Source organism: Geobacter sp. AOG2, assembly GCF_019972295.1.
GTDB lineage: Bacteria > Desulfobacterota > Desulfuromonadia > Geobacterales > Pseudopelobacteraceae > Oryzomonas.
On the sequence record NZ_BLJA01000001.1, the window covers coordinates 273,656 to 295,172 of the forward strand.

The 21,517-nt window shown below is 56.6% G+C and carries 15 protein-coding genes; 14 read left to right on the forward strand and 1 reads right to left on the reverse strand.

The features are described 5' to 3' along the window. Positions 1-189: 189 nt before the first annotated feature. From LDN12_RS01205 to LDN12_RS01220, 4 genes are all read left to right on the forward strand, one after another. Complete coding sequence (locus tag LDN12_RS01205) at positions 190-1,650, forward strand: DNA-3-methyladenine glycosylase 2 family protein (RefSeq protein WP_223920830.1); 1,461 nt, start codon at positions 190-192, stop codon at positions 1,648-1,650. Positions 1,651-1,671: 21 nt separating this feature from the next. Beyond that, a complete protein-coding gene (locus LDN12_RS01210; protein WP_223920831.1) occupies positions 1,672-2,199 on the forward strand; it encodes a methylated-DNA--[protein]-cysteine S-methyltransferase in 528 nt (175 codons plus the stop codon). 258 nt (positions 2,200-2,457) lie between these two features. After that, the gene (locus tag LDN12_RS01215; RefSeq protein WP_223920832.1) at positions 2,458-2,844 is read left to right on the forward strand and encodes a hypothetical protein; all 387 of its coding nucleotides are present in this window, start codon (positions 2,458-2,460) and stop codon (positions 2,842-2,844) included. 144 nt (positions 2,845-2,988) lie between these two features. Then, positions 2,989-4,782, forward strand: coding sequence for an ABC transporter ATP-binding protein (locus LDN12_RS01220; RefSeq protein ID WP_223920833.1), 1,794 nt, complete (start codon positions 2,989-2,991; stop codon positions 4,780-4,782). Between the two features lie 31 nt (positions 4,783-4,813). Here LDN12_RS01220 and LDN12_RS01225 read toward each other — a convergent pair whose 3' ends face one another. Continuing rightward, complete coding sequence (locus tag LDN12_RS01225; RefSeq protein WP_223920834.1) at positions 4,814-6,085, reverse strand: BamA/TamA family outer membrane protein; 1,272 nt, start codon at positions 6,083-6,085, stop codon at positions 4,814-4,816. Positions 6,086-6,213: 128 nt separating this feature from the next. Here LDN12_RS01225 and LDN12_RS01230 point away from each other — a divergent pair, with 128 nt between their 5' ends. The 10 genes from LDN12_RS01230 (at position 6,214) to LDN12_RS01275 (ending at position 21,516) form a co-directional block, all read left to right on the forward strand. Then, complete coding sequence (locus LDN12_RS01230; protein ID WP_223920836.1) at positions 6,214-7,659, forward strand: ATP-binding protein; 1,446 nt, start codon at positions 6,214-6,216, stop codon at positions 7,657-7,659. Continuing rightward, on the forward strand, positions 7,659-9,053 hold the full coding sequence (locus LDN12_RS01235) for a sigma-54 dependent transcriptional regulator (protein ID WP_223920837.1): 1,395 nt from the start codon (positions 7,659-7,661) through the stop codon (positions 9,051-9,053). Before LDN12_RS01230 ends, LDN12_RS01235 begins: the two co-directional genes overlap by 1 nt. 72 nt (positions 9,054-9,125) lie before the next feature. Continuing rightward, positions 9,126-10,067, forward strand: coding sequence for an NAD(P)-dependent oxidoreductase (locus tag LDN12_RS01240; RefSeq protein WP_223920839.1), 942 nt, complete (start codon positions 9,126-9,128; stop codon positions 10,065-10,067). Positions 10,068-10,100: 33 nt separating this feature from the next. Continuing rightward, positions 10,101-10,541: a dTDP-4-dehydrorhamnose 3,5-epimerase family protein gene (locus LDN12_RS01245; protein ID WP_223920841.1), complete on the forward strand. Its 441-nt coding sequence runs from the start codon at positions 10,101-10,103 to the stop codon at positions 10,539-10,541. Positions 10,542-10,555: 14 nt separating this feature from the next. Further along, positions 10,556-11,476 (forward strand): SDR family oxidoreductase, encoded by a 921-nt coding sequence (locus LDN12_RS01250; RefSeq protein ID WP_223920843.1) that lies wholly within the window; start codon positions 10,556-10,558, stop codon positions 11,474-11,476. A 17-nt stretch (positions 11,477-11,493) separates the two neighbouring features. Continuing rightward, complete coding sequence (wecB, locus tag LDN12_RS01255) at positions 11,494-12,576, forward strand: non-hydrolyzing UDP-N-acetylglucosamine 2-epimerase (protein ID WP_223920845.1); 1,083 nt, start codon at positions 11,494-11,496, stop codon at positions 12,574-12,576. Positions 12,577-12,666: 90 nt separating this feature from the next. Further along, the gene (locus LDN12_RS01260; RefSeq protein ID WP_223920847.1) at positions 12,667-13,959 is read left to right on the forward strand and encodes a class I SAM-dependent methyltransferase; all 1,293 of its coding nucleotides are present in this window, start codon (positions 12,667-12,669) and stop codon (positions 13,957-13,959) included. 18 nt (positions 13,960-13,977) lie between these two features. Beyond that, on the forward strand, positions 13,978-14,814 hold the full coding sequence (locus LDN12_RS01265; protein ID WP_223920849.1) for a hypothetical protein: 837 nt from the start codon (positions 13,978-13,980) through the stop codon (positions 14,812-14,814). Next, a complete protein-coding gene (locus tag LDN12_RS01270; RefSeq protein ID WP_223920851.1) occupies positions 14,808-15,770 on the forward strand; it encodes a glycosyltransferase family 2 protein in 963 nt (320 codons plus the stop codon). The genes LDN12_RS01265 and LDN12_RS01270 overlap by 7 nt, the downstream gene beginning before the upstream one ends. Before the next feature lie 112 nt (positions 15,771-15,882). Next, positions 15,883-21,516: a glycosyltransferase gene (locus tag LDN12_RS01275; RefSeq protein ID WP_223920853.1), complete on the forward strand. Its 5,634-nt coding sequence runs from the start codon at positions 15,883-15,885 to the stop codon at positions 21,514-21,516. The last annotated feature ends 1 nt before the right edge of the window (position 21,517 follow it).

A 21,517-nucleotide genomic window follows, 5' to 3' on the forward strand; every position in this document is an offset into this window, starting at 1 on the left:
AAGCTAACGCCTATCAGATTCTGTCTGGTAGGCGTTAGTTTGTTTGCGATACGTCGGAAACGACCTGATTAACAGGAATCTCCCGTACCTAGCGGGATTATGTCCATGTCCGAAAATGGCGAGCAAAGGTCAGCCACATCATGGTATAGGTATTTCATCGAGAGGAAAACCCGATGGAAGAGGTGCCGCATGCTATTGGATGCAACAGCCTGTTATACGGCTTTACGCGCGCGGGATTCCCGTTTTGACGGATGTTTTTTCGTGGGGGTCGCCTCCACCGGTATTTATTGCCGCCCGGTCTGCCGGGCCAGGACGCCGAAAGCGGAAAACTGCTCCTTTTATGTAAGCGCGGCGGCGGCGGAGGCGGCCGGCTTCCGCCCTTGCCTGCGATGCCGGCCCGAGTTGGCTCCGGGGCTGGCACGGGTGGATGCCGAAAGGCGGTTGGCCCGGCTGGCCGCACTGAGAATGGAGTCGGATGGATTGTCCGACGGGACGATCTCTGATATGGCTGATTCACTCGGGATAACCGGCCGTCATTTGCGGCGCGTCTTTACCGGCGAATACGGGGTGCCGCCCGTCGCCTGGTTGCAGACCCAACGTCTTTTGGCCGCCAAGCAACTGTTGACTGAAACCACGTTGCCCATCATGCAGGTGGCCATGAATACGGGGTTCGGCAGCGTCAGGCGACTGAATTCTCTTTTCCGCACGCGGTATGGCTGCAACCCGACGGATTTTAGGAAAAATGTCGAGGCCCGCCACGACCCGGCAGAACCCATGACACTGTTGCTCGGGTATCGCCCTCCCCTTGCCTGGGAAACCCTTCTGAAGTTTTTGAACGAGCGGGCCATTCCGGGTGTCGAATATGTGGATGCTTCCCGGTACCTGCGCACCGTGTCGATTACCCACAAAGGCGCAACCCACCGTGGATGGATATCGGTTTCTCATCGCCCGGCGCGAAATGTGATGGAGGTAACCCTCTCACCGTCTCTCTACAAGGTCATCAATCGGGTGTTGGCGCGGGTACGGTTTCTCTTCGATCTAAACTGCATGCCGGATGATATCGCGGAGAAATTGGGAACCATGCAGATCGGGGGGGAGAGGGTCTTCGAGCCCGGCCTTCGATTACCCGGTTGTTTCGATCCGTTCGAAATGGCGACGAGGGTCGTCCTAGGCCAGCAGATTACGGTGCGGGCCGCCCGAACCCTTGCCATGCGTATTGCGACACACTTGGGCGAACCGCTGGAAACTCCGTTTAGGGGATTGTCCGTAACGTTCCCGACTGTCGAGCGCATATGCTCTCTTGAACGCCCGATCGAGGATCTGTTGGGCCCGCTGGGGGTTGTCGGCGCCCGCGCGCGCTCCATCCGGGCGTTGGCCGAGGCTATGCGGCAGGGGATAATCCGGTTGGAACCGGGTGCGGACCCGGAGCGTGAAATGGTGCGTATGGCCGCCTTGCCCGGATTCGGACCATGGACCGTGCAGTACCTGGCGATGCGGGCCTTGGGTTGGCCGGATGCGTTCCCCCATACGGATTACGGTGTAAAGAGGGCCCTCATGGGTCTGTCTTCAAAGGAGATGCTGGCGTTGGCCCAAGGGTGGTCGCCCTGGCGCTCCTATGCCACCCTGAGCTTGTGGAATCATCTGGCGTGAGACGATAATGGAGGAAAAGCCATGAAACGACATTGCACCATCAGGACGCCCTTGGGAGACATGATCGCGATGGTTGAGCAGGAGCATCTCTGCGGGCTCTGGTTTACCGACCAAAAATATGCTCCGGAATTCTTCCGTGAGTGGCCGCCGGACCCGGACGACCCTATTTTTGCGGCGCTGCGGGGACAGTTGGATGCCTATTTTACCGGCCGATTCAGCCGGTTCGATCTGCCGCTCGCCCCCCAGGGGACGGGGTTTCAAAAGGCGGTATGGGCGCTGTTGCGTGCCATCCCTCCGGGGACGGTTACCACGTACGGCGCCCTGGCCCGGCAGTTGGCCGCAGGGGGCGAAGGGCGTGTCACCTCGGCCCGGGCGGTGGGCAGCGCCGTGGGGCACAACCCGATCAGCATCGTCATCCCCTGCCATCGCGTCGTGGGGGCGGATGGCTCCCTGACCGGTTATGCCGGCGGCCTGAAGCGCAAGGCCGCCCTGCTGTCCCTGGAGAGCGTTGAACACCCGTCACGCTGGCGGAGATTTACAGATTCATGACGTTGTTCTACAGCCGGTCATACATAATTTATTAACCGTGAACCTTTGGGTTTACGGTTTTTTCGTTTAAGGGACCCATTACATCGCGACATCTTTCATGGGAGTTGTAATCTTTTGATCCAAATTGCCGTCTATTATTTGTATGGATGGCAATCCGGGTGTGCCACGTTTATAGAGACCGGAGAGAACGGAGCCCGGCTATCCCCCGGAACAGAAGTAACAAAGAAACGGAAAAGGGTTTAAAGAAGGAGAGCCCAGATGAAAAGGTTCATGCAAATTTCAGTTGTCGTTACAGCGTTACTCATGGCGTGTGCCGCGCCCGGGCAAGCAGAACGCTTTCATGGTGGCGGCCGGGGCGGTTGGGGTTGGGGATGGGGCCCGGCTGTAGGTATAGGGTTGCTGGGCCTGGGATTATGGGAGGTGTCCTCTCCGCATTATGTCTATCCGTATTACCCCTATGCCTATCCGGCGCCTGTCGTTATCCAGCAGCCGGCCACAGAGGTGTATGTGCAGCCGGCCCAGCAGCAGTCTGCGGAATCGGGATACTGGTATTACTGCCGGGACTCGCAAGGATACTATCCCTATGTCAAACAATGTCCGGGTGGATGGATGAAGGTTGTCCCCTCGCCACCCCCGGAAAGATAGGGACGATGACGCCTCGAAGTTTTATACGTAGTAATTGCAGGGATAAACGATACAGATGGAGTTCATTTTCTTGATCCCCAAACAGCGTAAAATGGGGTATAATCGGAAAAATGGATGACCGGCAGCACGTATTGACTAAACTGCATGGAGTTGGATGGCAGACATGGCTCGTCAGTCTGTACTCAACCCGATGAGGCACGCATTAAAGATCTCGCCCTTCTAGTACCGTACCTTGGGGCGCTCCGCCGCCGTTACGCCGGTGGGGCGCTCTTTCTCCTGCTGACCAACGGCTTTGCCCTGCTGATCCCTTGGTTCATGAAGCTGGCGGTTGAGGGATTGCAACGTCCTGCGGCTTCACGCTTCTCAGCTTCCTCCTGCGCCCTGATAATTGCCGCTTTGGCCTCGGGGCATTGCATTACCCGAATCTTTTCCCGTACCCTGATTCTGAACGCCGCCCGCATCATAGAGTTCCGTATCCGTGATGATCTCTTTCGTCGTCTGATGCTCCTCGATGCTCAGTATTTTTCCCGCAGCCGGACCGGCGATATTCTCTCCCGCTTTTCCAACGACCTGACCAATGTACGCATGCTGGCCGGATTTGGGGCCATGAGCGCCGTGAACACTCTGATCCTGTATCTGGCGGCGGTTACGTTGATGGTGCGCATCCATCCTTGGCTGACCCTGTGGGCCGTGCTTCCCTTTCCCCTGATGGTAATGGTGGTCAAACGAATAAGCCAGCGCATGTTTTTGCGCTCTCTTGAGGCACAGGAGGAGTTGGCCCGCCTGTCGAGCATGGCCGAAGAGTCGGTTTCGGCAGTGCGTCTGATCAAGTCCTACTGCCGTGAAGATCATTTTCAGGGTCTTTTCAACACAACGTCCGGTACGTATTTGCGTCACAACCTGCGCTTGGCTCGACTGCGCGGCCTTGTGCTACCGGTTATGGCGATCGCCACCGGAACCGGCACCCTCGTTGTGCTATTCCTGGGAGGGCGCTTGGTCATTGCCGGGACCATGACCTTGGGGGACTTTGTGGCCTTCAGCGGTTACTTGGCCATGCTGGTCTGGCCGACGGTGATACTGGGGTGGATACTGACCCTGGCCCAGCGCGGAGCAGCATCGATGGCGCGTCTGGCCGTCATTTTGATGGCCGAACCGTTGGTGGCGGATGCCGCCGACGCGGAACCTCTTGAGGAGGTGCGGCAGGGGATCGAATTACGCGGGCTCAGTTTCAGTTACGGGAGCGAGATCGTGCTGGAACGGATTTCACTCTTCATCTCCCCGGGTGAAAAGGTGGGGATCACCGGCGAGGTGGGCAGCGGCAAGTCCACGTTGCTCAGACTGCTGTTGCGGCTCTTGCCGGTGGGCGACGGGATGCTGTTCATCGACGGCAGGGATATCAACCGCATTGCCCTGGGCAGCCTGCGCCGACTAATCGGGTATGTACCCCAAGAAGCTTTTCTTTTCTCGCGCAACATCCGGGAGAATATCGCCTACGGTTTGGCGGCGGGGGCTGAGCGGATCATTGTCGAGGAGGTGGCGCGGCAGGCCGGGCTTCTGGAGGATGTGGCACATTTTCACGACGGTTTGGAAACCCTGGTGGGAGAAAAAGGGGTTATGTTGTCAGGCGGCCAGAAACAGCGGTTGGCCATTGCCCGGGCCCTGGCGACCGACCCTCGCGTGCTGCTGCTGGACGATCCCCTTTCGGCTGTTGACGCCGGCCGCGGTGAAGATATCCTGGCAGAACTGGGCCTGTTCTACCAAGACAGAACTGTGCTGATTGTCTCCCATCGCCTTTCAGCCTTTCGTGATTGCGACCGGGTCGTTGTGCTGAAAAACGGCGGGATCGTCGAACAGGGAAAGCCTGCCGATCTGTTGGCACAAGGGGGCGTGTATGCACAGATGCACCGCATGCAGCGCTTGCGGGAGGAGTTGTTGTAGGGGGGCTCGATTGCCGATTCCCGGTAATCCGCTAGAACGGGTATCCCAGTCCTACAAATATGGCCGGTCCGTCCCGGCCAACCCCCATATCGACCCGGCCGATGATGTTGGGGCGGACGATGGCCCTGAAACCGATGCCGGGGTTGAACTCGAAGTTGCTGGTACGGGCCTTGTCCAGAGCCTCCATCACCGCTCCCAGATCGACAAAGGGGGCGACCTCCCAGTCCGCGGTCACATTGAATACCTCCCAACGGAAAAGCCGGATCCGCTCCTCCAGGTTGCAGAGAAGGAAGCTGTTGTCAACGAAGCGGTTTCGGCCGTAGCCCCGCAGGGTGGTCTCCCCACCAAGGATACTTTGCTCCAGGAAGGGGACGTTTTTCCCCAGGGTTTGGTTGTACATGAGGCGGAAGACGCTGATGTAGCGGGCATTATCCAGGGGGATGAACCCCTTGGCCTCGGCCTCGTAGTGGCGGAAGTCGGCCGCACCGCCGAGCGCTTTGAATGTCGGTTCGAAGGTTAGCTTGGCAAAACCGCCAAAGGTGGGGGTGGTGGCGGAGTCCAGGGTGCTGTAGACAAGGGAGATCCGCTGGGCGTGAGTGGCAAAGCCGTTGATCCCCGGGACGGATGATGTGCCGAACTGGTCTTTGATGTAGGGGATGCCCTTGACGGCCCCCGGTTCGATGGCAACGTCACGGTAGCGTTCACCCAGAACCAACTGGAAGTGGCGGCTAATGTCGTAACCTGCGGAAAAATTGAAGCCGACCTCAGTATCGGTGTAATTGGTCTCCTGTTGTTGGGGGCTTTTGGCCTCAAAACCGAAAAAACGGGATGAACCGTCACTAAACACAAAGGTTGAAAGGTTTACCTCCAGCTTTTTGTCGAAAAAGGTCTTGTCGCGCAGTTTGATCTCATAATCATTATTGATCCTGGTGGATTGGGAGAGGTTGATCTCGACATTCCGGTCGGGCGTAGGATAAAACGCGCCATACAGGCTCGTGGTGATGCCGAAGTTTGTGTTGTGGTTCACTTGGGGCGCCAACAGGGTGTTGATCTCATCATCTTTGTTGTGAAACAGAAAGGCCGTCAATGCACCGGCTGTTATCCCCTCGTTGGGACTGGAGGCGATGACCGGCAGTGGTATGGTGACCACCTTGACCGGGGTTGCGCTGGTATAGGGAGCAAAGATGCCAGGGATCTTTTCCTTCGGAATGTGGCCGGTACAACCACTGAGCAGCGAGGCAAGGAATAGGCAAAAGGTAAACAGGATCAGGCTTCTGCCCGTTATATGGTAGGCATTTGACATAACTTGAATATGTATCATTGTGCTGCGCCGGGTGTCAACGTCACAGTTGGACAACTACGTTATAGCGCTTGTTTCCGGCGTCCCTCTGGGCTATAATTTTTTCCAATTTCGGCTATGCAAGGGTCTCCATGAAGCTCAACGCCAAGCTTGTCATTATCATGCTCACACTGCTGGTGCTTGCCATACTGACCCTCTTTATCCTCAATCAGTACGCTCAGGACGATCTGGTGCGCGAGATCCAGGAGAGTTCCCAGGAAATCTCCAAAGCGGTCCAGATGAGCATCGCGGATCTCACTTCGGAAACGGAAACCTCCCGCCTGACGGATTATCTCCACGATGCCCGCGACAAGGGTATCAACGAGATCAACATCATCAATAACGAAGGGGAGATCATCGACTCTTCCGACCCTGAGAAAATCGGCAAAAAGCGCGAGGTAAAGAAGCTGGAAAAAGGAATCCGGGCGGTACAGCGGCCCATCGGAGGATCCCTGCTCTCCCAGAAGCCCTATGAGGTGGTGGTGCCGGTCATCGTCGGCGACGAACAGCTTGGCTACGTGCAGATCAACATGTTGCTGGACAAGATTCACGACATCCAACATGCCAACTTTATCCGCCGCCTGTTTGCCACCTGCATGGTTTTCGTCGTCGGTATCGCCCTGACTATCTTCCTGGCACGCCGTTACACGGATCCGATCCACCGGTTAGTCGATGTCTTCAAGCGGGTTTCGTCGGGCGACCTGTCGGTGACCATCCCCGCTGACAGCAAGGACGAGATCGGCGACCTTGCCACCGGCTTCAACAACATGGTGGAGAAACTGCGCGAACGTGAAGCCTTGGAGAAGCGGCTCTATGAAGCCGAACATCTCTCCCGCGTGGGTCAACTGGCGTCGGGCATCGCCCATGAGATCCGCAATCCGCTGAACTACATAAGTCTGGCCATCGACCACTTGAGGGCCGACATGCTCCCCATGTGCAGCGAGCGACGCGATGAGTTGGAAAACCTGGCCGACAAGATCAAGGAAGAGGTGCGTCGGGCCAACTATATGGTGCTCAATTTTATGAATTACGGCCGGCCCCTCAAGCTGCGGCGGGTATTGGTCCCCTACGAGGATATCCTCGCAAAGACCTTGCCCTTTTTGAGCGAGCGGCTGTCGGAGCAACGCATCGTTCTGGAACAGCACCTCGCACCCGATCTGCCGCTTTTGTGGGTCGATCAGGAACTGCTGCGCAACTGCATCATCAACTTTGTCACCAATGCCGCCCAGGCCATGAACGACGGCGGTGTCATCACGCTTGGGGCTACCGGGGATATGGAGGCCGGCCTGGTGCGGTTGACCTTTACCGACCAGGGGAGGGGTATCAGCCAGGAGGATCTTGCCAAGATATTCCAGCCCTATTTCACCACCAAAGAAGTGGGCATAGGGCTCGGCCTGGCGATAACCGAGCGGATCATCAAGGAACATGGCGGCGAAATACTGGTGGAAAGCCGGATTGGTGAAGGGACGACATTTACCGTGTCGCTGCCGCTTCAACCGGAGGAACCGGATTATTCCAGAGAACAGGGGACCGTATAGTGGCTGCCTCGCAAGGGAGTATACTGATTGTCGATGATGAAAAAGGACAGCGGGAGATCCTTACCGTTATCCTGAAGAAGGAAGGCTATGACGTCGCCGATGTGCCTGGGGTGCGCGAGGCTTTGGAACAGCTGGGGCAGCGGGAATTCGACCTGATCATGACCGATCTGAAGATGCAGGGGCAGAGCGGCCTTGACCTGTTGGAGGCGGTTCAGGCCGCAGACCCGCAGCAATGTGTCATTATCATGACCGCCCACGGCACGGTGGATTCAGCGGTCGAGGCCATGAAGAAGGGGGCCTTCGATTACCTGGAAAAACCGCTGGAGCGGGATAATTTGATTCTTACCTTGCGCCGGGCCTTCGAGCGTATCGGGCTGGTTCGGGAAAACCGGGTACTCTTGAAGCGGGTCGAGCAGATTCAGACCATCCCCAATATTCTGGGCGAGCATCCCAAGATGCGGGAGGTGTTCCGCATTGTGAGCAAGATCGCCGCGACCAATTCCACGGTGCTGATCGTTGGTGAATCAGGCACCGGCAAGGAGTTGGTGGCCCGCGCCATCCATGACGGCAGTCAGCGCCGCGACAAGCCGTTTATGGCCATCAACTGCGCGGCCATCCCCGACTCTCTGATGGAAAGCGAGCTTTTCGGCCATGAAAAAGGGAGTTTTACCGGCGCCAATGCTCGCGAGATAGGTATCTTCGAGGCCGCCAACGGCGGTACCGTATTCCTCGACGAGATCGGGGAGATGAATGTGGCCATGCAGGCCAAATTGCTGCGGGCCATTCAGGAAAAGGAGATCCGCCGGGTGGGGGGCAAGGTGAATATCCCGCTGGATGTGCGCATCCTCTCCGCCACCAACAAGGAACTGGAACAGGAGATCAAGCGGGGCAACTTTCGCGAAGACCTGTTCTACCGCCTCAATGTGATCCGCATCAATCTGCCTCCCTTGCGCGAGCGAGGCAGCGATGTCAAAAATCTGGCAGAATTTTTTGTCAAGAAATACAGCCAAGCCTCCGGCATAGCCGTGGAGGGTATCTCCCGAGCGGCATTAAAATTGCTCATGAATTATGCCTGGCCCGGTAACGTGCGGCAGTTGGAGTCGGTCATCGAACGTTCCGTGTTGATGGCGGAGAGCAATTACATCGAGCCGGAAGACCTCGCGGCCGAGGTGACCATCACTTCGGCCCTGTCCGGCGGTATCCCCTTTGAACTGCCGCCGGAGGGGATCGCCTTCGAGGAATTGGAGAAAGGGATCATCATCAAGGCCATGGAGCGTGCCGATTGGGTAATCGGCAAAGCCGCGCCGCTTTTGGGGATGAGCTACAAGACCCTGCAGTATCGCCTGGACAAATTCGGAATTGAGCGGCCCGAGAAAAGGCTTAAGTCAACCTGACATCAGGCCGATAGGTATTCTTGGGAGTCAATTTTTTGAAAAACCGAAAGACTTAGAAGGAGACAAGTGCCAATGAAAGTTCTTATTGTGGGTGGGGCGGGCTACATCGGCGGTGCCATAACGGACCAGCTCATGGACAGCGGGTACGACATTAAGGTCTACGATACCCTGCTGTATGAAGAGAGCTACCGCAAGCCGGTCCCCTTTGTGTATGGCGACCTGCGCAGCAGGGAAGCGCTCCTGCCGTTGTTGGAATGGGCCGATACGGTGGTCTGGCTGGCGGCGCTGGTGGGTGACGGGGCCTGCGCCCTGAACCCCGATGTGGCTGAAGAGATCAATTACCACTCCGTTAAATGGATGGCCGACCACTTTGACGGTCGTATCATCTTCATGTCCACCTGTTCGGTGTATGGAGCCCAGGACAAGGAGTTGGACGAAAGCTCTTCAACCAATCCGCTCTCGGTATATGCCTCCACAAAACTGGCTGCGGAAAAAGTCCTTGAGGGTAAGAACGCCATCATCTTCCGCCTTGGCACGATCTACGGAGTCGGCGATATCTTCTCCCGCATCAGGCTTGACCTTGTGGTGAACATCCTGGTGGTCAAGGCTCATTCTACCGGCGTCATCCGAGTCTTCGGCGGTGATCAGTTCCGTCCCCTGCTGCATGTCAAGGACGCCGCCCGGGCGGTGGTGGACAATATTGCCACCTCCCACACCGGGATCTACAACCTGCACCGTCAGAATGTGCGCATCATCGATCTGGCGTACCAGGTGCGCAACCATTTCCCGGACCTCGTCATCGAGCAGACCGAGATGAGCTTCCAGGATGCCCGCAACTATCGCGTCAAGAGCGACAAGGCCATTGCCACCTTCGGCTTCAAACCCCATTATTCCATCGACGACGGCATCGAGGAGGTCAAGGAGCTGGTTGTGCACAACCGCATCAAGGATGTCAACAACCCGCGCTTCACCAACCAGATGTTCCTCGAGACATACAAAACGCATCTGCTGTAATTTTACGGTTCACCGATAAAAGGAGCGGTTCATATGGATTCTGTAAGGCTTTTGGACGGGGGACTGGCGGTGGATGACCGCGGGTCGGTCTCCTTTGTGAATGGCTTTGGCTTCGAAGGGGTAAAGCGCTTTTACGCGGTCGCCAACCACCGGCAGGGATTCATCCGCGCCTGGCATGGCCACCGTCGGGAGGCAAAATACGTCTACGTCAGCCAGGGAAGCGCGCTCGTCTGCGCGGTGAAGGTGGATGACTGGGAGAACCCCTCGCCCGGCCTTCCCATAGAACGCTTTGTCCTCAGCGCGGCCAAGCCGTCCGTGCTGTTCATTCCGGCAGGCTATGCCAATGGTTTCATGTCGCTCAGCGCCGATGCCCAGTTGCTGTTCTTCTCCACCTCCACGGTCGAGGAAAGCCGGGGGGACGACATCCGTTTCGACGCCCGCTTCTGGGACCCGTGGCAGATCATCGAACGATAGGAAGGCACTTAATCATGAAACAGGTTCTCATCCTTGGCGCTTCCGGCATGCTCGGCGGCATGATTACCGATATTCTCTCCCGAGACCCCGATCTCCAGGTTACCGCAACGGTACGCAACGACCAGCTCGCGCAAACCTGCGCCGGGCTGATCCCCTCGTGCACATGGCTGCGTTTCGACGCCGAAACCGACGATATCCGGCCCCTGCTTGCCGGCAACTCGTTCGACGCCGTTATCAACGCCATCGGCATCATCAAGCCCTACATCAAGGACGACAACCCGGCCCAGACCGAGCGGGCCGTCAGGATCAACGCCCTGTTCCCCCACATCCTGGCCCGGGCCGCCGCCGACCATGGCGTCCGCGTGCTCCAGATCGCCACGGACTGCGTCTATTCGGGGCGCGACGGCAACTATGGCGAGGCGGCCCCCCACGATGCCCTGGATGTGTACGGCAAGAGCAAGAGCCTTGGAGAGGTGGCGGCCGGCAATGTGGCCCATATCCGCTGTTCCATCATCGGCCCCGAGCCCAAGGCCCATGTTTCCTTGCTGGATTGGTTCCTGGGACAGGCGCAGGGGGCCAGTGTCAACGGCTTTACCAACCATCTCTGGAACGGCGTTACGACCCTGCACTATGGCAAGGCCTGTGCCGGCATCATCAAGGCCGGGCTGGATCTGCCGCAAAAGCTCCACCTCGTGCCCACGGCGACCATCACCAAGGCCGATATGCTGGGATGCTTTGCAAAGGCGTACGGCCGCACCGACATCACCGTCAACCACGTGGAAGCCGGCACCGTCATCGACCGGACCCTCCAGACCGCCAACCCCGAGTTGAACCGGCAGGTCTGGCAGGCGGCCGGTTATGATACGCCGCCCACGGTCCCCGAAATGATCGCCGAGATGGGACGTTTCGACTTCCGCCTTGCCAAACTCGACTAACTCACCGTGAGGGCTGCATGAAAATCCTGACCATCCTGGGCACCCGGCCCGAGATCATCCGCCTGAGCCGCATCGTGGCCAAGCTCGACCAGCTCTGCGACCATGTGGTCGTCCATACCGGCCAGAACTACGACGTCAACCTGAACGATATCTTCTTCCAGCAGTTGGGGGTGCGCGCACCCGACCACTATCTGGGCGCCAAGGGAAGCTTCGGCGAACAGTTGGGGACGATCGTCGCCGGCATGGAGCGCGTCTTCGACCGGGAAAAGCCGGACCGGTTCCTGGTGCTGGGGGATACCAACAGCAGCCTGGGGGCTATCGCCGCCAAGCGCATGGGGATACCGGTCTACCACATGGAGGCGGGCAACCGCTGCTACGATGACCGAGTGCCGGAAGAGGTCAACCGCCGCATCATCGACCATTCCAGCGACATCCTGTTGCCCTACACCGAGCGCAGCCGCCAGAACCTGTTGCGGGAGGGGATTCCCGGCGAGCGCATCTATGTCACCGGCAACCCGATCAACGAGGTCATCAACCACTATCAGCCCCAGATAGCCCAATCCCGCATACTGGAAGATCTGGGCGTGGAAGCGGGCAAATACTTCCTTGTCACCATGCACCGGGCCGAGAATGTGGATATCAGGGAACGCATCGAAAGCCTGACAACGGCCTTTGCCCGGTTGCAGAAGGAATACGGGCTGCCCTTTATCATCAGCACCCACCCCCGGACCAAGGCGCGCATGGAGCAGTTCGGCATGGATACCGCCAACCCCCTGCTCCGCTTCATGCCCCCCTTTGGTTTCTTCGAGTTCATCACACTGGAGAAAAACGCCTTCTGCGTCTTGAGCGACAGCGGCACGGTCCAGGAGGAATGCGCCATCTTCGGCGTACCCAACGTGACCATTCGCGATGTCACCGAGCGCCCCGAAACCCTGGAGTGCGGCAGCAATATGCTGAGCGGGGCGGGGGTGGAATCGGTGATGACCTGCGTCAAGACCGTGCTTTCCGGCGCGTGCGGCTGGGAGGCCCCGAAGGAGTATCTTGCCGGGCAGGTGAGTGAAGTGGTGACGAAAATACTGCTTAGTTACCGTAAGAACTAGGGGAAACGCTGAAATTGCCGGACAAAAAAGCCAATGTAAAAATAGGCAAATTTGTCGTGCCACGGCGGTCTGTTACTTGAAAGGGCACCTATGACAACAAATTTAGATATAATACCTTTGATCAAGCAGTTTATTAGCCCGGAAGTAGCTACCGTGTTAGATGTAGGCTGCGGATTTTTGGATTCTCATTATGATCTTTATGAACATGATCTCCTCTGGACGTGTTTTGCTGGAAAGGACATTGTCGGAATAGATGCCTTTGGGCCTAATATTCAGAAAAGAGAGCAATTTGGTCCAAAGGGTGTTTATCTGGAGATGATGGCTGAAGATATCGACGTGTTGGCTCCAAGGGATTTGGTAATTTGCCATCATGTGTTGGAGCATTTATCAAAAGATTCTTTCGACAAGGTGATGAAATCTATTTTGAGCTTGGCGAAAAAACAGATAATTATTGGGGGGCCTATTGGCTATGTTGATAATTCGTATCACGTTGAATTCACGGGAAATCAGTATGAAAAACATGAAATAGGTCTCGATCCGGAATATTTTAAAAAGCTTGGATTTAAAGTTTATTATCTTCCGCCCGTTTTTATCGCTTTTATGGATGTCGCTGGAGCGGTTTCTTCCGCTAAATGTGATCTCATGGACTCTGAATTCCCAAAAGTTCAGAGCAATTTACCTGCGTTGATTGATGCAGGTAACACATCTGATAATGGCAGCACGGAAGGATACACGGTAGTCTACGATAAAGACCGTATGCTGGAATCCATATGGGTCGCGCATTATCTGATTTATCAAAAATTTATTCAACTGGCTGATAAATCAATAACAATAGATATATGCTCAGGGACTGGGGCTGGCACCAAACTGATTTCGGAATATACAGAAAAACCAACTATTGGAGTTGATTATTCTGCAGATGCGATACAATTGGCTACTGCCAATAATTCATCAGTCAATACAGACTATTATAGGCTTGACCTGAATGAGTATCAGGATATCTGCAAGCTTAAAGACGTAATTCGCAACGGAAAGGTCAAACAGGCTTTTTTCATAGAAGGGATAGAACACCTTAAATTTCCATATGAAATAGTATTATCTCTTCTTGAAGCAGGTGTGGAAAAAGTATTTATATCAACTCCAATCGTCCACGACAACGAGGTCAATGACGAACATTTTCATATCACTCCATTTACAGACTCATATAGTTCAAATTTTTTCGACAGATTTAAGGCCGATATAGTTTCCTACTGTAAATACATAAGTTTGGATACTATTAAAAAAGAGCTTGATCATGGATATACCTTAGATTTTTTTATGGGGAACTACTTCACGGATATCAAGCCCAAATGCGGCAATTATTTGATAAAAATAACGCAATAAAATAACTGTGGAGACATTATGATTTATCTTAACGCAGAGGTCGTCAGCGGGTTGGGCGAGGATACCTTCTGGACTTGGTTCAAAAGAGAATTTCCCAGCAGTTTGTTCGAGAACCCGGAGAGATTTCAGAACAATGACGTGGTTATGCGTTATTCCACGTTAGGCTTTTTGAACAAGGTACCGGTCAAAAGCGTTGCGCTCCTTTGGGAATTGCTCCCTGAAATGAAGATCGTGTTCAATTCAAACGAATGGGACGGAAAGCTCAATCAAATATACCACTGCGCGAAATACTGCACGTACCGGGTGGTTGCCTCACCGCTGGCCAAGCCGTATTACAGCCAGTTCGGCACGGTTGACATCATCCCTATCGGGGTAAACACCGACCTGTTCAGGCCCATGAACGCCAAGAACGAACTGCGCGACAAGTATGGCATTCCACGCAACGCGAAGGTCGGCTTCTGGGGCGGGACAACCCACCCCATGAAGGGATTTGGACGCCTCCGGGAATGGGCAAGCGAGCATCCGGATATCCACTGGGTCATTGTGTGGAAACACGAACAGGAAGCCTCTAATATGCCGGGTGCGAGCAACTTTACGCTCGTCGGCCAGGATATGCTGGCGGAGCTTATGAACTGCGCCGACTTCATGCTCTGCTGCGGGATGCTCAAGCCGTTCTATATGGTCGAATGGGAAGCCATGGCGTGTAATCTCCCCGTAATCATTCTGGACGGCACCCAGAAGGATTTCTCCCCTTCGCAGAACCCCCGCGACGATATCTTCCGCCTGGGATGGGACCGCTCGTCGGTCAAAAAAACATGGGCTTCATACTTGGAGCAAAGGGGTATTACATGGTGAGAATATCGATTGCTGCCCTGATCTATAAATCAACCCGTTTTGCAGAGTGGCTCTATGATTCCATCCAGGAATTCACCCCGCAACTCCAGACCGGCGAGGCCGAGTTTTTCTTTGTCGCAAACGACCCCACGGACAAGCTGGTTACCTTCCTTCAGCAAAAAGGGTACCCCCATTACGTAAACTATAATCCGCCCAAAACGGAAGAGGAGCTGTTCCGGCTCGGCTACGGGGCTCCTGAATATATTCACCGGGTGTACCGGGGGTGGAACCAGGCCGTTCTCCATGCCAAGGGCGAACTCGTCGTCCTTCTGAACAGCGATAATTACGTGTCTCCCGATTGGCTCGAAAACCTGCTGAAATACATGGGGCGCGATAAAGTCGTCTGTTCGCAGTTGGTGGAGCGCAAGCACCCGAAATACGATGTTTTCCCCGGAGCCTATCACGCCGAATTCGGCTCTCATCCCGACAATTTCGACAAGCCGGGGTTTCTGAATTTCGTGCTCCGGCATAAAATTACCGGCCTCAGGCAGGCCGGTGCCTATATGCCCTGCATGTTTTTCAAGGATCAGGCGTTGCAGGTCGGGCTTTACCCGGAAGGGAACCTGGCCGGCAGTTCTTTCAATGATGTAACCGGTTATGGGGATGACGTGTTCTTCAAGAGGCTTGCACAGATCGGCGTGCAACACGTGACCGCCCTTGATTCCATTGTGTACCACTTAAAAGAAGGCGAAATGGATTACGATGTTCCAGATGGCCAGCCCAACCAACAGAGTAATGAACTGTTTTCATCCGGCCTGGACCACTTGGCAAAAGCCGTAGCGTGCTTTTACGAGGCCATAAACCTTGATCCGGGGATAGCGGCGAAGAGTTCGGAAGCCCTCAAAATAGTGGATGTTATAAAAAGGTATGACGCACTCCAGAAAATAAAATCCGATACCTACTCCGGCGGGCGTTAAAAGTAATTCGTAGTTCATCATGGTATAGCCACCAATCGGGTTGGATTGTTTCAAGACGAGAGTATAACCAGAAGTTTCGTCAAAACAGGCAGTTGACAGAATGGTATGTTATATGACCCCATTTTTTTCGATCCTCGTCCCAACCTATAATCAAGCACAGTATCTTCCGGCAGCCCTCGACAGCCTCCATGCCCAGACCTATCCTTCTTGGGAGGCGGTCATTGTCAATGACGGTTCAAGCGACGGCACGCCTCGGGTCATGGAAACCTATGCCGGTCGGGATGCACGTTTCAGGCCCGTTCACAAGGCAAACGGAGGTGTTGCGACAGCCCTGAACGAGGGGCTTCGCCACGCTCGTGGCGAATGGATCTGCTGGCTCTCTTCGGACGATCTGTTCGAGCCGGATGCTTTGGCCGCCTTTTTCGAAGCGATACGGCTCCATCCCGATGCCCGGTTTTTCCACAGCGAGTTTTCCGAGATGGACGACCTGTCCGGTATCCGCACGCCGTCCGCTCCCGACCGCCGTCTGCACCTACCCGATGAGGCGACCCAGGTAATCGCGTTCTTCCGCGCCAACTATGTGCACGGTATCAGTATTGCCGTTCATCGGTCGGTTTTTGAGGAGGTCGGTGCTTTCAATCCCGATTTGCGCAACGCCCAGGATGTGGATATGTGGTTGCGCATCAGCGCCCGCTACCGGTTGTATCACATCAACCGCCGCACCTGCATAACCAGGGTGCATGGCGGCATGGGGACGGTCGGTTTTGCCGAGGCGGGGCCCATGGATGTCGCCCGCTCCTGCCTGGATTTCCTCAACAGGAACCGGTTCGCCGCCCTGTTCCCGTTCCTGGATTTTCAGCAACCGGAACATCTGGTCAAGGCCGTTAACGCCACAATGCAGACAATGATGGCGCTACAGGCGGATATGTACCGGGGCATCGGCTATGTGCCGGCCTTGCTGGAGCGCTTCGGCGAGTGGCTGTGGCGCGACTGCGATGATACCGTCCGGGAGGTCATTATCAAAGCGCTGGTCCCCGTGGCGGAATCGCTCAGGGCTTCGCTGCCCGAGCGGCTGTTGTCGGCACTTGATGCCATCATGACGCGGAAAAATGGCGATGGCGCCGATTACCGGCCTTATGACTATTACCGTGAGTTTGCCGGGCATTATCAGGAACTTCTGACGACCGGCAAACGGGACGAGGCCGGGGTGCTCGAACGCTACATGAAGCTCCAAAAGGGGGAGGGGGCCGAGCGGTTGGACCGGGAGTTGAGGTGGATCTCCGAGGCAGCGAAGGCGAGGATCGATTCGCCGGCCCACGCCACCATGAGGGGCAGCAGGCTGGCGCACCGCTGGCTCGATGGTTTGCGGGGGCTTGAAATAGGCGCGTCCGCGCTTAATGCCTTCGGATTGGATACTCGCAACGTCGGGATGCGCGACGCCATATACGAAGCGGAACAGATGCGGCTCGCCGGCACGGTTGCGCCGGTTCACATCGAGTCGCTGGCCGACGATATTCCTGTTGCAGATGAATCCGAGGATTTCATCTTTTCCTCCCATGTCATAGAGCATTGCCCGAATCTCATCAAAACCCTGCTCGAATGGTTCAGGATCGTAAGGAAAGACGGCCTTATCTATATGATCGTGCCGCACCGCACAGCCTCCCCCTCCGATACCGGCCGTCCCCTCACCGAATGGCAGCACATCCTGGCGGATTTTACAAACCAGGCCGACGGCCGTTCGGAGCCGGAGGCGGGGCAGCTCGGCCATTGCCACTACCATGTCTTCGACATCGCCGGGATGCGGGGCTTTATTGATGAGGTCTTCGGCAGGCGCCTGGAACTGGTGGATTATCAGGAGGTTGACGACAAGATCGGTAACGGGTTCACCTTGGTGTACCGAAAAACCGCCTCTCTTGCGGAGTCGCAGCCGTGGCCGTACTGGGAACAACTGGTTGCACAGAAAGCCCAGAAGCATGCGTCGTCGGCAGCAATCGTCAATATCGGCATGGTTACCTACAACCGGCTTGAGTTTACCCGGCAAGCCATCGACGCCCTGGTGAGATTCACCGATTATCCCTATGTCCTGACCGTTGTGGATAATAACAGCGGGGACGGAACCCGGGAGTATCTGCGGGAGATGAAGGCACAGGGGGTGATTTCCAACCTGGTGCTGCTCGACGAGAATATCGGGGTGGCGAAAGCTTCCAACATGGCCTGGAGTCTCGTGCCCGATGCCGGGTACTACCTCAAGCTGGACAACGATATCGTCATCCAGAAGCACGGCTGGCTTTCCGCCATGGTGCGCATTCTGGAGGACATCCCCCAGTTGGGTGCCCTGGCCTACAGTTTCGAGCCCACCTCCTATCCGCTCCACAGCCTGAACGGGCACACCGTCCGCCTCAAGAACGGCAACCTGGGCGGGGCGTGTTTCCTGATCCCGGCCCGGACGCGGGAGCGGCTCGGCTACTGGTGCGAGGATTACGGCCTGTATAGCGAAGAGGATTTCGACTACTGCTACCGCATGTACCTTGCCGCCATCCAGTTCGCCTACATGGAAGACGAACACATCGGGTTTCATCTGCCGGCGGGGCGGGCGGCAAAGATCGATGAAATGAGCCTGGAAGCGGCCGACGGCGTCGAGGAGGAGCAGCAGCAGGCGTACCGCCTGTGGAAGGACGAGATCCGCCGCCAGACCATCCGGAGCGGCCTGCGCGACAGCAACCTCCTGGCCTACAAAAACGGCACGAAGCCGCTGTATGCCAAATCAGAGGCCGCTGAATGGTGGACCGGACAGGGAAGGCCGGGGCTATGCGTTCCAGAACCTCCCGCAACGTCACATGGCGCTACTCCCCTGAGGGTCGCCGTATTTTCTCACGACGACAGCAGCCATGCCTGCGGCTATTACCGTCTGTACTCCCCTGCCCGGGCCCTGCTGGCCGAGGCGGAATTCCGCTGGCCGGTGAAAACCGAGGGGGGCTCGTTCAAGATCGACCTGGAGGGGTTGGACAAGAGCGATCTGTTCATCATTCAGCGGTTTTTCCCCCACGAGATGTCCATGCCGGTCATCAGGCAACTGATGGCCACGGGCAAGCCGGTTGTCTTCGAGGTGGACGATTACATCACGGCCATTCCACGGTCGAACCCGAGTTACGAATGGGCCCAGCAATGTATCGGCCACATGGAAGAGTGCATACGGGACTGCGATGCCGTCACCGTTTCCACCGGTGCGCTCAAAGAAGTCTTCAGCCGTCTGAACCCCTCCATATTCGTGCTGCCGAACCTCATCGACGACACCCTGTGGGAGCAGCCTGCTCCTCCGTCCGGCGAAGGAAAGATTGTCATCGGTTTTACCGGCACCAATACCCATATCCCCGACATCGCCTTTCTGGAAGAAACTCTGGATCGGATCGCTGTTGCACACCCCGGCAAGGTCACCTTCACCTTCATGGGGTGTGCTACGGAGCGGCTCTCGCGACTCCCCGGTTTCAGGTTCATTCCATTCGAGACCACCTACCAGGCCTACGCGCGCACCCTTCAGCAGGTTCCGATGGATATCGCCCTCGTGCCGTTAGAAAATAACGTCTTCAACCGCTGCAAAAGCAACGTGAAGTGGTTGGAGTACTCCGCATGCGGCATTGCCGGTGTCTATGCCGATCTCCCGCCCTATAACACCACGGTAGAACACGGCGTCACCGGGGTCCTGGCCGGGAACGATCCGCAACAATGGTTCGGTGCCATCGATCTGCTGATCCGAAACCGTGAACTGCGGCGTTCCATTGCGGCAAACGCTCGCCGGAAGGTATTGTCCGAATATACCATGATAAAGGGGGCGCATCGCTGGCTCGATGTCTATCGGCAGGTCATCGCGGCCAAGGGGGGACAGCCACACCATAGTGCATCAGCCGGTGAAGTTATGAACTCCGGTTCCTTTGTCGCCAAGCCGGAACCGGCCGTCTTGGTTTCAATAATCATCCCGCTGTTCAATCAGGTTGCCCTTACGAGGCGGTGCCTGGAAGCCCTTTCGCAAACGATCGGAGCTTCGATCTCGCACGAAATCATTCTCGTCGATAACGCTTCGACCGATGCCACCGGCGAATATCTGCGTTCATCAGGAAACAGCGCAACCATTATCAGGAACAGTTCAAACCTTGGGTTTGCCAGGGCCTGCAACCAGGGGGCCAGGGCCGCCCGGGGGAAATACCTGCTCTTCCTCAATAACGATACGGTGCCTCAACCGGGCTGGCTTGAACCCTTGATCCGCGCGCTGGAAGACGACCCGTCCGTGGCCGCCGCCGGGAGCAAGCTTCTGTACCCCGATGGCACCATCCAGCATGCCGGAGTGGTGATGGTCGATAACCGCGCCGGTAATGACCCCTTGTGCGGCGAGCATATCTGGCGGGGCCGGCCGGGCGACCTCCCGGAGGCAAACCAGCCGTATCGCTATCAGGCCCTGACGGCCGCCTGTCTGCTGGTGAGGCGGGCTGCCTTTGAGGCGGTGCAGGGCTTCGACGAGAACTATTGGAACGGCTATGAGGACGTGGATCTTTGCTTCAAGCTGGGACGTCATGGATGGCAACTGGTCTATCAGCCGCAGAGTGTCGTGATCCACCACGAGTCCAAGAGCGGTCCGGAGCGTTTCTCCCGGGTAGCCGGGAACATCGAACTTCTGCATCGCACATGGCTGGGAAGGATAACGCCGGATATGGTGATCCGGGCCGACGGGAGGGTCGAGCAGACAGGATCGGCCATCGGACCCTATGGAGCGGAAGTGGCGCGGCCGGCACCGCGCGTGTCCATCGTTATCCCCCTGTACAATCAGGCGCAACTGACAAAGGCCTGTGTGGAGGCGGTGCTTGCAACAGCCGGCGATCCGGAATGCTATGAGCTGATCCTGGTGGATAATGGTTCCTGGGACTGGACGAGGGAATATGTGAAAAGCCTTGGTGATTCGGTCACTGCCATCACAAACAGCGACAATCTCGGGTTTGCCAGGGCCTGTAACCAGGGAGCCCAGGTCGCCAGGGGCGAGTACTTGCTGTTTCTCAACAACGATACCATCCCTCGCTCCGGCTGGCTGGAGGCCCTGCTGGCGGGGGTGGATGCGGATGGGGCGGACATCGTCGGCGGGAAACTGCTCTACCCCAACGGCAGGGTTCAGCATGCCGGCGTGGCGTTCAACAAAAACGGCATCGGCTACCATATCTTCAAGAATTTTCCCGCCGATGCCCCGGCCGTCAACAAAAAACGGCTCATGCAGTGCGTCACCGCGGCTTGCCTGCTTGTTTCAAAGCGGCTTTTTGTTGAGCTTGGGGGATTTGACGAGCATTTTCACAACGGTTTCGAGGATGTGGACTTCTGCCTGCGCGCGGGGCAGTCGGGCAGGAGAGTGCTCTACACTCCCCACGCGGTTGTCGTACATCATGAGGAACAGAGCGAAGGACGCAAACGGTTCGACGCCCAGAACATGCAGCGCTATCTGGAGCGGTGGCAGGGAAAGGTGCGTTACGACGACGAAGAGTTTTATCGCGCTGAAGGCTTCAGCGTCCAGTGGCATGCCGATGGCTCCTGCACCATACGGCAAAGGCCAGCCGAAGCGCCGCGCGCTGCCGGAAGGTATCCCCTCGTCCCCCTGGTGGGCTCATACGCGGAGACCCCGTTGGCCCGGCTTTCCGCTTCCCCGCGCATGAAAGCGGTATTGAAGGCCTATTCCGGTGGTTCCGGCACCAAAGATATACCAACTCTTTGAG